The sequence below is a fragment of the Nonomuraea composti genome (genome assembly GCF_012034275.1).
GTDB classification, from domain to species: Bacteria; Actinomycetota; Actinomycetes; order Streptosporangiales; family Streptosporangiaceae; genus Nonomuraea; species Nonomuraea composti.
This window is the reverse complement of the sequence record NZ_JAATEP010000005.1, coordinates 235,194-248,163: the sequence shown is the minus strand read 5'-3', so window position 1 is coordinate 248,163 and position 12,970 is coordinate 235,194. Positions and strand designations below refer to the sequence as shown.

The window sequence follows — 12,970 nt, the reverse complement described above, 5'->3', positions numbered from 1 at the left end:
ACAGCTTCCAGTGGAAAACACGCACAACACAGAGCGCCACGAGTACGACGTCGTCGTCATCGGCGCGGGTGGCGCCGGGCTGCGCGCCGCCATCGAGGCCCGCCAGCAGGGCAAGAGGACGGCGATCGTCTGCAAGTCGCTGTTCGGCAAGGCGCACACGGTCATGGCCGAGGGCGGCGCCGCCGCCGCGATGGGCAACGTCAACCCCGACGACAACTGGATGGTGCACTTCCGTGACACCATGCGGGGCGGCAAGTTCCTCAACAACTGGCGCATGGCCGAGCTGCACGCCAAGGAGGCTCCCGACCGCGTGTGGGAGCTGGAGGCGTGGGGCGCGCTGTTCGACCGCACCAAGGACGGCAAGATCAGCCAGCGGAACTTCGGCGGGCACGAGTACCCACGGCTCGCACACGTGGGCGACCGTACCGGCCTGGAGCTGATCCGCACCCTGCAGCAGCGCGTCGTCGCCCTCCAGCAGGAGGACTACGAGAACTACGGCGACTACGAGGCCTACATCAAGGTCTTCGCCGAGTGCACGGTCACCCGGCTGCTCAAGGACGGCGACGCCATCTCCGGCGCGTTCGGCTACTGGCGCGAGACCGGCAACTTCGTGCTCTTCGACGCCCCCGCCGTGGTGCTCGCGACCGGCGGCATCGGCAAGTCGTACGTGGTGACCTCCAACTCCTGGGAGTACACCGGCGACGGCCACGCCCTGGCCCTGCTCGCCGGCGCGAACCTGATCAACATGGAGTTCATCCAGTTCCACCCCACCGGGATGGTCTGGCCGCCCTCCGTGCGCGGCATCCTCGTCACCGAGTCCGTCCGCGGCGACGGCGGCGTGCTGCGCAACTCCGAGGGCAAGCGCTTCATGTTCGACTACATCCCCGAGGTCTTCAAGGACAAGTACGCGACCACGGAGGAGGAGGGCGACCGCTGGTACACCGACCAGGCCAACAACCGGCGCCCGCCGGAGCTGCTGCCCCGTGACGAGGTGGCCCGCGCGATCAACGCCGAGGTGAAGGCCGGGCGCGGCTCACCCCAGGGCGGCGTGTTCCTCGACGTCTCCACCCGGCTGCCCGCCGAGGAGATCAAGAAGCGGCTGCCGTCGATGCACCACCAGTTCAAGGAGCTGGCCGACGTCGACATCACCGCCGAGCCCATGCAGGTGGGCCCGACCTGCCACTACATCATGGGCGGCGTCGAGGTGGACGCCGACACCGGCGCGGCGGCCGTGCCGGGGCTGTTCGCGGCCGGCGAGGTGTCCGGCGGCATGCACGGCTCCAACCGGCTCGGCGGCAACTCGCTGTCGGACCTGCTCGTGTTCGGGCGCCGGGCGGGCGCGGGCGCGGCCACGTACGTGGACGCACTCAAGGCCCGGCCCAAGGTGCTGCCCGAGCAGGTGGACGCCGCCAGGGAAGAGGCGCTGGCGCCGCTGGGCCGCACCGGCGAGAACCCGTACGAGGTGCACCACGAGCTCCAGCGCACCATGAACGACCTGGTCGGCATCATCCGCAAGGCCGAGGAGATCACCGAGGCGCTCGGCGTCGTGGAGAAGCTCAAGGAGCGCGTGCGCATGGTCGGCGCCGGCGGCTCCCGCATCTACAACCCCGGCTGGCACCTCGCGATCGACCTGCGCAACATGGTGCTGGTGTCGGAGTGCGTGGCCCGCGCCGCGCTCATGCGCGAGGAGAGCCGCGGCGGGCACACCCGCGACGACTTCCCCGGCATGAACCCGGAATGGCGCCGCAAGCTGCTCGTCTGCTCCACCGAGGACGGCTCCACCGTCAAGGTCGAGGAGAGGGTGCAGCCGCCCATGCGCGACGACCTCATCACCCTGTTCGACCGGGACGAGCTGAAGAAGTACCTCACCGACGAAGAGATGGCCGAGTTCGACGGGATAGCGAAGTCATGAGCTACAAGGCAAAGTTCAAGGTCTGGCGCGGTGAGGGCGGCGAGGGCAGGCTCGAGGACTTCACGGTGGAGGTGAACGAGGGCGAGGTCGTCCTCGACATCATCCACCGCCTCCAGGCCACCCAGGCCCCCGACCTCGCGGTGCGCTGGAACTGCAAGGCCGGCAAGTGCGGCTCGTGCAGCATGGAGATCAACGGCAAGCCGCGGCTCGGCTGCATGACCCGGATGTCCACCTTCTCCGAGGACGAGACCATCACGGTCACGCCGATGCGGACCTTCCCCGTCATCAAGGACCTCGTCACCGACGTCTCCTACAACTACCAGAAGGCCCGCGAGGTCCCCTCCTTCACGCCGCCGAGCGGGGTCCAGCCGGGCGAGTACCGCATGCAGCAGATCGACGTGGAGCGCTCGCAGGAGTTCCGCAAGTGCATCGAGTGCTTCATGTGCAACAACGTCTGCCACGTGATCCGCGACCACGAGGAGAACAAGACCAACTTCTCCGGTCCCCGCTTCCTCATGCGGATCGCCGAGCTGGACATGCACCCGTACGACGTGGCCGACCGGCAGGAGGCGGCCCAGGAGGAGCACGGGCTCGGCTACTGCAACATCACCAAGTGCTGCACCGAGGTCTGCCCCGAGCACATCAAGATCACCGATAACGCGCTGATCCCCATGAAGGAGCGCGTGGTGGACCGCAAGTACGACCCGCTGGTGTGGCTGGGCAACAAGATCTTCAGGCGCAAGTAGCACGCGAAAGCGGGGGCCGGTTCTCTCACCGGCCCCCGCTTTTTCGTTGGTCGCTACTTCTTCTTCCGCCGGCCGAACCGCCTGCGCGTCTCGTCCGGCATCTCCTTCGTCGGCTCCTGCGGCGCGGACGGCGGCGGCAGCGGCTGCACGGCCGTCACGTCCGCGTCGGGGGCCAGGTAGGGCGGCGGCTCGTAGTCGTCGCCCGGCACCCGGCCGGACGGCGGTTCACGGTCGTCCGAGGGCCGGTACGGCGGGGGCTCGTAGTCGTCGCCCGGTGCCCGGCTGGAGGGCTGCTCGTAGGTGTCGCCCGGCGTCCGGCCAGGTGGCGGCTCGTAGGTGTCGCCCGGCGTCCGGTCGCGGGCCGGCTGGAACAGCGAGCCCGGCCGCTCCTGCCCCCACGGCTCCGAGTCGCCCGCCTCGGCCGCCGATGCCGGGCCGAGAGGCTGGTCCACACCTCCGTCGAACGGGGCCGCGCCGCCCGGCGGGATGTCCTGCGGCACCGCAGCGGGCGGCACCAGCGGCTCGAACAGGTCGCGCTCGCGCGGCTTCGGCGGCTCGCTGTAGGAGTCGAACTCGTCGGGGTGCAGCACCACCGGCTCGGGCTCCGCAGGAGGAGGCTCCTGCGTGTAGCCCTGCGGCGGGTACGGGTGCGGCTCCTGGTAGCCGTACTGGGGCGGGCCGCTCGGATAGGTCTGCACCGGCACGAAGCTGATGATCGGCGCGTACGCGGTGCCGCCCGGATAGGACGGCGCCGGCGCCGGGAAGCCCCCCGCGGTGGCCGCGTAACCAGGCCCCGCCGGGTAACCACCACCGGCCGCGTAGGGGTCGGGCCCCGGCATCGGGCTCGTCATAGGGGTGGTCATCGCCTGCGGGCCCGCCTTGCGTACCGCCGCCGCGTGCGCCATCCGGCGCAGCCTGCCCTCGAAGATCAGCACCGCGAACAGCGCCAGCAGCACCAGCACCAGCGCCGGGATGCTGAGCTTGCGCGTCAGCTCGGTCTGGTCGAACTCCGGCGCCGCCCTGCGCAGCTCCAGCGGCACCTCCTCGCTGGAGGCGACCTGCGTCTCGCTCGGCAGCGTGTTCGTCGTCGGCGTGTCGGACGGCGCGATGGCCGGCATCTCGACCGACTGCTCCGGCGTGGGCGTCGTGGAGGTCACCGGCGGCACCTCGACGCTCTGCGTGGGCAGCGGCTGCGGGTTCTGTGGCGGCGGCGTCTGCGTGAGCGTCGGCGTCGGCGCGGGGGCGGACGTCGTCTTGCTGGGCTTCGGCGCCTTGGGGGTCTTGCTGGCCTTCGGCGGGCTCGCCGTGACCGTCTTGGTGACCGTCGTCTCCGGCGCCTCGTCCGGCGTGGTCGGGGTCGGCGAGCCGTCGGTGACGGTCACCGTGATGGTGGTCTCAGGGGTGACGTCGCCGCACAGCGTCACGTCGGGGTCGCACGGCTCGACGGGGTCGAGTAACACGGAGGCGCTCGCGCTCTGCACGATGAACGGCGTCGCTCCGACAGCCGTGAGCCCGAGCGCTAAGACGATCGCGGACACGGCCGTCGCCCGTGTGCGTGCCACCGGTGCCCTCCGCGTGGTCCCGTAACCATGGTCAAGGGAATACTAGCCGGGTAAAAGTAACAGTAAAGACGGAATTACAACACCTTTCTCCGGTTACGTCCGCGTTGTACCGTGACAACGGCCGAAAGGGCCGCCATCAGTACTCCGATACCCACGACCACCATGGGCAACGCCCCCGGACCGTCGATCGGGCTGGCCCATCGCACCCGCTCAACGGGCCTCATGGACACCGCCATCCCCCACGGCAACGGCGCCTTCCCACCGCCACCCTCCGCCTGGAACGAGTCAACCGCCCCGGCCTGACCTGGGGAGCTTCCGGTGGCGACAGGCAGCGGCGCTCCCGCGCCGGGCACCTGCGCCTGCCCCTCGGCCACCTGCGGCACACCAGGGGTGACCTGCGGCACGGCACCGCTCGTTTGTGGGGCGGCGCTCGTGGAAGTGCCTGGGACCGCATTCAACGTCCCGCCCGTAGCGGCCCCCTGCGCCGCCGCGCTCGGCACCACGCTGGGGATCGCGCTCGGAATGACGAGCCCCCCACCGACCCCGGGCACCGGCACCGGCGCAGCCGCCGCGTGGGCGCGCCGCGGCACGGCTCGGGCGCGTTGCGACGCGGCTTGGGTGCGTCGCGGCGCAACCTGCGGCAGTGTCCACAGCCCGCCCCTCACGCCGCTAGGGCCTGCGGCGCCAGGACCCGGCGAGCGGCGGTGCGGCCCCACCTGCGCCCGTGGGGTCGCCCTTCCGGCGCGCACCAGGGCACCCTGCGTGCGCGCGGGCGCGGCTTGCGGCCGCCCGGCTCCGGCCTGCACCGGCGCGGCGTGCGACTGCCCGGCGTGCGACTGCCCGGCGTGCGGCTGCGCGGCTCCCGCGCGTCCGGGTGCGATGTGCGCGGGCGCGGCCGCCGTGCGCACCGGCGCGGCCGGCGTGCGTACTGGCGCGGCCGGCGTGCGTACTGGTGCCGCCTGCGCGCGTCCGGGCACGGCCCCAGCAGGCAGGGGCACCGCTTGCGCCCGTCCAGGCGCCGCCTCCGTGCGCGCGGGCCGGGCGTGCGCGTGGGCGGGCACATGTGCGGGCGCGGCTTGCGACAAGGCCGCACCCGGGGCCGGGGCCGGGATGGTCGTCGTCTCGCCCGTGACCACCTCCCCGTCCCGAACGGCGGCGGTGCGGCTCATGGTGGTCAGCCCGCCGCTCTCGACGTCACGCACCCGGGCCACCGCCGCGAGCACCACTTCGCGCGCCCCCGCGGGCGTCCTGAGGGTGACGTCCACGGCGCGCTCGCCGGAGACCTTGCCCAGTGCGCACATCCGCGTCCCGGGCGGCGGCGCCCCTTTGGTCGCCGGCCGGCCGACGACGGCCAGTGCCCGCATGGTCAGCGTCCCCGCCATGCCGAGGTCGGAGGTCGCTCCGCCCGTCGGCGCCGCGCCGGTGACGGGGGTCGTACCGACTGGGGAAGCCGCAGGGGTGGAGGCCGGGAGGCAGGACACCTCCTGCAGCGCCTCGACGGGGCTGGCCGCGACCGCGACCCGCGCCCCCCGCGCCATCCCGTTGAGCCGGACCCGGAACCGCTGCGTGTCCCCGGTCCTGACCCACTTGCCGATCCCTTCGGCCCCGTTCACCCGTTCCAGCACCAGCGACACCCCGGCCGCCGCCACGGGCACGGAGGGCACCGCCGCCAGGATCAGCACCCCCGCGACGACCCAGCTCCTCCGCATGGCTCCCCACTCCCCCGCCGCGACAAATTACGCACAGTAATCATTGTGTCACAGAGAGGGATGTCCTAATCACGGAGGAGCAGATTCTCCACGGTCTTCATGATGGGCAGGTCGGCGCCCAGCCATTCGACGTCGTAGTACTCCCCTGGCCCGAGCCAGCGCAGCGCCAGATGCTCGCGCGCCTCGGGCTCGCCGGACGCCAGGGTGCAGAGCCAGACGCGCATGACGTACCCCTCGGCGAGCGGCCAGTCACCGCCGACGCGCGCGCCGACGGAGACCTCGACACCGAGCTCCTCCCGGCACTCCCGGACGAGCGCCGCCGCCTCGCTCTCCCCCGGGTCCACCTTCCCGCCGGGGAACTCCCAGCCGCCGGCCAGCGCGGCGGGCTGGGCACGCTGGGCGGCCAGCACCCGCCCGCCGTCGGCGACGATCACCGCGGCAACGACCACAACGCTCATAGGGTTGGATTCTGCAGCTTCTTGATCTGTTCGAGGACGTCGGGGTTCTGCAGGGGACGGGTGAAGCCCACGCGGTTGCCCCGGGCCTGGTAGCTGGTGACCTTGATGGGCCCGCACAGCCGGCACCTGGCCTCCAGCATCTTGCCCTTCGAGACGACGAGCCCCACGTGGCCGGGGCTGTCGGGCGAGGTGCCCGGCCCGGCGTTGAAGAACACCAGGTCCCCCGGCTGTTCCTCACCCTCTAACACCTTCACCCCGAACGGCCACTGCGTGAACGTGGTGCGCGGGATCTTCAGCCCCGCGGCCTTGTAGGCCGCGTAGATGACGCCCGAGCAGTCGAACGCGTCCGGCCCCGTGCCGCCCCACAGGTACGGCTTGCCGCGCTGCGCCAGCGCGAACTGCAGGATCTTGGCCACGAGGTCGCTCGGCGCGGCCTCGACCAGCGGCTCGTCGCACTCCTCCGACGCCTGCGGCGGCACCTTGACGTCGCCGGACTTGGCGTACCTCCTGGCGATCTCCTCGACCTGGTCGACGTACCACCAGGCCCGGTTGTAGACGAACAGCGCCTGCCGGACGTTCTCGGGGGCGCCGTTGCGCTTGAGCATCTTGGCGGCGCCGAGGATGGCGTCGGCCGGGTTGTAGATGTCGGCCACGCCGTCGCCGTCGCCGTCGGAGGCGTACCCGTTGACCGTGGACGACGTCGCGATCCTGGCCTTGCCGCCCCACGTGGAGATGAGGAACTGCATCGGCCCGGCCGCGCCGGCCGCGTTGGTGCCGCTCTGAACGCCGGGCAGGGTGGAGCGGCCGTGGTCGGTCTCGCGCTTGCCGACGGCGGCCAGGATGTTCCACTGGACGCCGATCTTCTTGCCGTACTCCTTGTACAGCTCCAGGTACTCGGTGGGGATGTCGGAGGCGGCCGAGTCGGAGACCTCCTCCACCTGCGTCTGGTCGTCACAGTCGACGCTCGTGCCCCCGCCGGACAGGAACGACGGCATCGACATCAGCAGCAGCGGCGACACGACGACCGCCACCAGGAGCAGCAGGCCCGCCGCGCCGATGATCAGCGCGAGCCGGGCTTTGGAGAGCTTCACTGGTCACCCTCCTGGCCCTCGTCGGACGGCAGGATGTCGTAGATGCGCCAGTCGGCGCCGAGCTGGCTCACGGTGACCGCGTACTCCTCCGTGGCCAGCTTGTTGCCGCTCTTGGCGGTGACCTGCCGGTTCGCGGCCACCACGAACACGATGGAGGACTTCTCGACCTGCCTGATCTCCTTCAGGTGGGCCGTGGCCGTCGAGACGGTCTGGTCGCTCCGGTTCTGCTCGACGAAGCCCGCCGAGGTGACCGTCCTGGTGAGGGTGCCGGCCAGCTCGGGCGTGGTGAAGACCTTCAGCCGCTGCGCGTACGCCGCCGGATCCTCGTCGTAGCGGAAGGTGCCGTACGCGGCGGTGAACCGCTCGGCGAGGTCCGCCGCCGCGGCCAGCTGCTCCTTCTTCATCGGCAGGTACGAGTAGATGTCGAACGGCGCCGCGCTCGCGGTCGCCAGCGGCGTGCTCGACGCCACGGCGGAGCTGGTGGCGACGCTCGCCGCCGGCTCCGGCGCGGCCTGCTCGGACGAGTCGGGCCACATCGTCAGGTAGATGCCGACCGCTGCGATGACCACGACGAGGGCGGCGAAGGCCACCCCTCGCCTGTCACCCGGCTGCGCCATGTTCAGTCCTTGTCCGAGTTGTTCGGCTTGAGCCAGAAGGGCACGTCGGGGCTGTCACCTCCGGAGCCGCCACCGTCGCGGCTGCTGCGCAGCCAGAGCGGAGGCGCCTCGGAGGTGCGGGACGACGGCTCATCCGAGCCGAAGATCCGGGGGCCGGACGACGCACCGCCAGACCTGGAGCTCCCGTTGCCGCCGCCGAAAATGCCGCCACGAGAGCCGTTCGAGCTTTCTGACCTGCGCGATCCGTTCCCGCCGCCGAAGAGGCCGCCGGAGCCGCCGGAGCCCGAGCCGCCGCCGAACAGCCCGCCGCCCGAGCCGCCGCGCGAGCGCGTCCCGCCCGTACGTGAGCCTCCCGACCCGCCGGAACGTGAGCCGCCCGAGCTCGTGGAGCCGCCGAAGCGCGAGGTGCGCGCTCCCGTGCTCCGCGAGCCGCCCGCCGAGCCGCCGGAGCCGCCGCGGCGCGCCCAGCCGCCGCCGGACGCCCCGCCGAACCAGCCGCCCGCCGAGGCGGAGCCGCCACCCGAGCCGCCGGAAGCCGAACCGCCGCCCGAGCCGGAGCCGCCCGAGGCCAGGCCGCCCGTGCCGGAGGAGGCGGCTCTGGGGCCGCCCGCCGCCCCGCCGCGCGTGCGGGCCGGGGTGCCGCCCAGGTTGAGCGGCGGCGCGGTGCCCCTGCGAGGTTCGAGCGTGGCGCGCCCGGCCGCCTTGCCGCCCTGCTGGTCGGTGTCGAGCGGCGCGGCCGTGGCCGGGATCCGGGTGCCCGCCGAGACGCCCTCCCCTTCCTCGCCGCGCGCCCGCAGCTGCCCGGCCGCCGCCGTGGTCGCCGCGCCCACCGGGTTGCCCGCCGCGGCCGCCCTGATGAGCGGCTCGGCCTTGCGCAGCCCCCACCGGCCGATCCTGGCCGAGGCGACCGGCGGCAGCGCGCCCGCCGAGCGTTCGAGCACGGACGAGCTCGCGGCCTCGCCCAGCATGCGGGTGGTGACCGTGTGGCCGCTCATCGAGGCGAACAGGTGCTGGAACGGCCGGCGGTAGAAGAACACCGCGATCGTCAGCAACGCCATGAACAGCACCTGCATGCCCCACGGCATGGCCGTCGAGATGATCAGCGCGTACCCGTACACGAGGACGCTGAGCACGATCGTCAGCACCGCCTGCCGCAGCAGCGTGCCGACCAGCATCTCCACCCAGCGCATGGCGATGATCCGGCCGCTGCCGGGATGCACGCCGATGAGCAGGAAGATCGGCCCCAGGATGAGCAGCAGCAGGAAGCCCACCTTCAGCACCAGCAGCGAGACCGCCACGAGGAAGATGAGCAGGCCCGCCACGATGGCCGCGATGAACGCCCCGACGGCGACGCCGAGCCGGTTCGACCAGTCACGGCCGGAGAAGGTGGCGTAGCGGGGATCGTTCCTCAGCTTGTCGGCGAGCGAGGCGTACTCCGACTGCCTCGCCCCCACGTCGGGGGCCGGCTGGCCGGCCACGGGCTGCGGGATCGACTGCATCTCCAGCACCTTGCGGCCCCAGTCGCGCACGACGGGCTGCTGCGGGTCGGCGGTGCCGAACAGGCCCACCAGCCACGGCTTGCAGACCAGCGTCGACCACAGCGCGTCGGCGTTCTGGTCCACGCCCGGCGTGCCGCTCTGGGCGTACCCGCCCGCCTTGACCTGCGGGTTGGCGTTGCCAGGCGGCGGCAGGCAGGACGCGCCGCCCGCGCCCGGCAGGCCGGAGAACGCGGAGTTGACCACCTCGCCGGTCTTGTCGGTGACGACCTTGCCCAGGCCGGTGAAGTCGCCGGGACGGCTGAAGAACCACACCGCCACCGTGACCGCCAGCACCATCCAGATCACGCCTTCGGCGGTGGTGGTGGCGCGCTTGCGGATCAGGCCGTACCAGGCCAGCCAGATGGCGCCGAGGATGACGATCGGGCGCAGGTACGGCCAGTACATGGCGTTGGACAGGTTCGTGACGATGTCGTCGACCACGTCCTTGATGGACTGCAGCGGCCCTTCCGTCGCCGCCGCCTGGTACGTGGTGATCGTCAGCCGGTCGACCGCCTTGGCCGCGGTGAAGATGCCGTTGGCCCACATGTTGCCGAGCACGGCCACGTAGTCGGAGCAGCTCAGCTCGTGCGTGTGCCAGAACTGGCCGCTCATGCCGAACTGGTCGTAGTTCGTGGTCGCCGGCTGCGGGCCGCTCTCGACGACCGGCGGCTGGATGAGGCCGTCGACGCCGCTGCCGACCGGCTCAGGGTAGAGCGGGCCCGACAGGTCGCAGGGAGCCGCCGCGGCGGGGGTGGAGGTGGCGCCCAGGACCAGCGGCACCACCAGGACAACGCCGATCAGCGCGAGAACCAGCGCCAGCCGTCGGGATAGCCGGACCTTCATGACCGTACCTCCTGCGCCCTGCCCACGCCCCCTTGAAGATCATGCCCGGTGCCATCGGGTTTGTCGTGCGTTGGATTCGTGTCGAGCCAGCGGAGCAGCTCCTCGGAGATCAGGTCTACTCCGATCCGGCCCGCCCTGCCATCCAGATCGCGGAATACGCATTCGCCGTTTCCCAGCGAGCGCAGCACGGCCTTGTGCTCTTCCGACGGCTCCACCCCGAGCAGGGACATGACGTGGTCCACTTCCACCCGTTCCGTGGACCTGAACGCGAAGACGGACGACAGGCAGTTGGTCACCTGTTCGTTGAGCAGGTCTCCCGCGTTCTGCGAGACCAGCACGAGAGCGGTGTTGCGGGAGCGGCCCATCCGGCTCACCTCGGGCACCAGCTTGGCGCCCTCGGGCGTGGAGGTGATCGCCCACGCCTCGTCCAGGAAGATCGCCTTGGGTGCGCGCCGGTCGAGGCCGTTCATCAGCCTGCGCGCGAACTGGGAGACCAGGTAGAGCAGCGCCACCGACAGCCGCTGCTCGTAGGAGTAGTCCTCCCTGCTCGTGGCCACGTCGGGCAGCGTCAGGCCGCCCAGCGTGAACACGGTCGTCCAGCCCTCGGTGTCGATCTGATCACCTCCCGACGGGTCGAAGCACAGCCGGGCCAGGTGCATCTCCGACATCGAGCGCAGCACCGCGCCCAGGTTCTTCGACGCCGGGTCGTCGGCCTGCTCCAGGAAGTCCACGACCTTGCCCAGCGACGGGTCCTCGCCGTTCGAGACCGCCGCCACCGCCTGGATCATCGCCGACTCGCGCTCCTCCGACATGCGGGGCAGCAGCAGCCGCAGCGTCTCCGTCGCCATCGTCTTCTTCGCCGCGATGTCGTCGCCGAACGAGAACGGGTCGAGCAGCCCCGGCGCCGCCGAGCCCAGCGGGATCACCCGCGCCTTGCGGCCCCGCTTCTCCAGCAGCCGTACCAGCGACTCCGCGTCGCCCTTCGGGTCGATCACCGCCACCGTCACGCCGCGCAACGCCATCTGGTAGATCATCAGCAGCGCGAGCGTGGTCTTGCCGCCGCCCGGCTCCCCGGTGATCGCGATGGCCGTCGGCCGGTTGCGGGTCGCCGCCACCAGCGGGTCGAAGTGCACGATGCTGCGCGCCCTGCCGACCGTCTCCCCGATGTACGGGCCCAGCCAGCCCTCGCTGCCCTCACCCAGCCGATCACCCAGATCGACCGTGGCCGTCGCCATGCCGCCCGCGATCGTGCGCAACGGCTGCCGCTGGGCGTAGGCGTTCAGGCGCACCTTCTCGCCCGGCAACGACTCGCAGAACAGCGAGAACTGGTCGCCGGTCGAGTTCACCACGTCGATGCCCATGTCGCGGTAGTGCTCCACCACCGCCTCCACCCGCTGCACGCAGATGTCCTCGGTCGGGGCCGAGACGATCAGGCGGTGCCAGCCGTACACGAAAGGCAGCCGCTCCTTCGTGATGCCGTGCTCCAGCATGCGGGCCGCGTCGATCTGCTCCGCCAGCGCCAGCGGCGCCTCCGCGCCCGCCTCCCGGATGTGGTGGTCCATGTCGCGGGCGTGCGCGAGCTTGCGCGCCACGTCCTTGGACGCCTTCACCGGCGGGATCAGCCGCATCCGCGAGGAGATCTCCACCGGGAACGGCAACTGGTCCGCGAAGTGCATCCACGGCTCACCGTCGGGGAACGGCATCAGGTCGGGGAACCTCGCGAACGACAGGTACGCCACGTACGAGTCGCCCTGCGGCTGCACGATCCGCAGCAACGACCTGCCGTTGTGGATCTCCCCCTCCACCAGCGACTCGATCTCGCCCCTGCCCCAGCGCCGGCGCGGGCTCGCCGACGGCGGCGGATCACCCACCGCCCCGGCCGCCGCGTGCTGGAACAACCACGCCACCTCGACGGAGGTGGCGTGACGGGCGTACAAGGCGCTCGACGCGAGCGCCCGGCCGAGCCGCTCGGCCTGCTCCGTCCACCGTCCGATCTCGCTGTCGGGCACGTGGTCGTCCTCCATGCCGAGCACCCGCTCCGTCTTCTGGTAGAAGCCGAAGAGCTGCGACAACACGCCGCTGCCGAGCTGCTTGCCGCGCGGGCCGAGCCGCACGCCCAGGTAGACCTCCTTCGTCCAGAAGTCCTTCGCCCAGACGTGCCGGTACATCTCCTCCAGGTAGTCGCGCCAGCCGGGCCCCTCGTCGGACGTGGCGTTCAGCGCCATCGCCCACTCCGCGGCCGGATACGTGCGGTGCGCCACCCTCAGGTGGACCTCCGCGTCGGGCATCCTGATCGCCGCCAGCGCGATCGTGATGTTGGTGGCCAGCGCCTCGCGCTCCTCCGGCGTGACGAACTCGTAGCTGACCGTCGGGAGCCGGAAATACGCCCATGCGCAGGTGTCCGTGAGCAGGATGCGGTCGTCGAAGTAGCGGACCGCGAGGCGCTGGTGCGCTCGGGACGCCCTGCTCATGCCGCCCCCTCGGCGCACGAACG

Annotated in this window: 9 protein-coding genes; 2 read left to right on the top strand and 7 right to left on the bottom strand. The window is 71.6% G+C overall.

The annotated features are described in order from the left end of the window. The first annotated feature begins 10 nt into the window (after positions 1 to 10). Positions 11 to 1,912 carry a fumarate reductase/succinate dehydrogenase flavoprotein subunit gene (locus HCN51_RS10135; RefSeq protein ID WP_168008999.1) on the top strand — a complete coding sequence of 634 codons (1,902 nt, stop codon included), beginning with the start codon at positions 11 to 13 and terminating at the stop codon, positions 1,910 to 1,912. Beyond that, a complete protein-coding gene (locus HCN51_RS10130; protein WP_080045180.1) occupies positions 1,909 to 2,658 on the top strand; it encodes a succinate dehydrogenase/fumarate reductase iron-sulfur subunit in 750 nt (249 codons plus the stop codon). Before HCN51_RS10135 ends, HCN51_RS10130 begins: the two co-directional genes overlap by 4 nt. 53 nt (positions 2,659 to 2,711) lie before the next feature. Here HCN51_RS10130 and HCN51_RS10125 read toward each other — a convergent pair whose 3' ends face one another. From HCN51_RS10125 to HCN51_RS10095, 7 genes are all read right to left on the bottom strand, one after another. Next, the gene (locus tag HCN51_RS10125) at positions 2,712 to 4,220 is read right to left on the bottom strand and encodes a hypothetical protein (RefSeq protein WP_168008997.1); all 1,509 of its coding nucleotides are present in this window, start codon (positions 4,218 to 4,220) and stop codon (positions 2,712 to 2,714) included. 74 nt (positions 4,221 to 4,294) lie between these two features. Continuing rightward, the gene (locus tag HCN51_RS10120) at positions 4,295 to 5,929 is read right to left on the bottom strand and encodes a hypothetical protein (protein WP_168008995.1); all 1,635 of its coding nucleotides are present in this window, start codon (positions 5,927 to 5,929) and stop codon (positions 4,295 to 4,297) included. A gap of 65 nt (positions 5,930 to 5,994) precedes the next feature. Further along, positions 5,995 to 6,387, bottom strand: a complete 393-nt coding sequence (locus tag HCN51_RS10115) for a (deoxy)nucleoside triphosphate pyrophosphohydrolase (protein WP_168008993.1) — start codon at positions 6,385 to 6,387, stop codon at positions 5,995 to 5,997. After that, a complete protein-coding gene (locus tag HCN51_RS10110) occupies positions 6,384 to 7,478 on the bottom strand; it encodes an NlpC/P60 family protein (RefSeq protein ID WP_168008991.1) in 1,095 nt (364 codons plus the stop codon). The genes HCN51_RS10115 and HCN51_RS10110 overlap by 4 nt, the downstream gene beginning before the upstream one ends. Then, entirely contained in the window at positions 7,475 to 8,095 is a 621-nt protein-coding gene (locus tag HCN51_RS10105; protein ID WP_168008989.1) for a hypothetical protein, read from the bottom strand. The genes HCN51_RS10110 and HCN51_RS10105 overlap by 4 nt, the downstream gene beginning before the upstream one ends. Positions 8,096 to 8,097: 2 nt before the next feature. Continuing rightward, positions 8,098 to 10,476 (bottom strand): type IV secretion system protein, encoded by a 2,379-nt coding sequence (locus HCN51_RS10100; protein WP_168008987.1) that lies wholly within the window; start codon positions 10,474 to 10,476, stop codon positions 8,098 to 8,100. Beyond that, on the bottom strand, positions 10,473 to 12,947 hold the full coding sequence (locus HCN51_RS10095; RefSeq protein ID WP_168008985.1) for an ATP-binding protein: 2,475 nt from the start codon (positions 12,945 to 12,947) through the stop codon (positions 10,473 to 10,475). The genes HCN51_RS10100 and HCN51_RS10095 overlap by 4 nt, the downstream gene beginning before the upstream one ends. Between the last annotated feature and the right edge of the window lie 23 nt (positions 12,948 to 12,970).

What these genes read in the sequence shown, in the direction of transcription:
- HCN51_RS10130 (WP_080045180.1), top strand. Translation starts at nt 1,909, where the DNA reads ATGAGCTACAAGGCAAAGTTCAAGGTCTGGCGCGGTGAGGGCGGCGAG.
- HCN51_RS10120 (WP_168008995.1), bottom strand. Translation starts at nt 5,929, where the DNA reads ATGCGGAGGAGCTGGGTCGTCGCGGGGGTGCTGATCCTGGCGGCGGTG.
- HCN51_RS10115 (WP_168008993.1), bottom strand. Translation starts at nt 6,387, where the DNA reads ATGAGCGTTGTGGTCGTTGCCGCGGTGATCGTCGCCGACGGCGGGCGG.
- HCN51_RS10105 (WP_168008989.1), bottom strand. Translation starts at nt 8,095, where the DNA reads ATGGCGCAGCCGGGTGACAGGCGAGGGGTGGCCTTCGCCGCCCTCGTC.
- HCN51_RS10100 (WP_168008987.1), bottom strand. Translation starts at nt 10,476, where the DNA reads ATGAAGGTCCGGCTATCCCGACGGCTGGCGCTGGTTCTCGCGCTGATC.
- HCN51_RS10095 (WP_168008985.1), bottom strand. Translation starts at nt 12,947, where the DNA reads ATGAGCAGGGCGTCCCGAGCGCACCAGCGCCTCGCGGTCCGCTACTTC.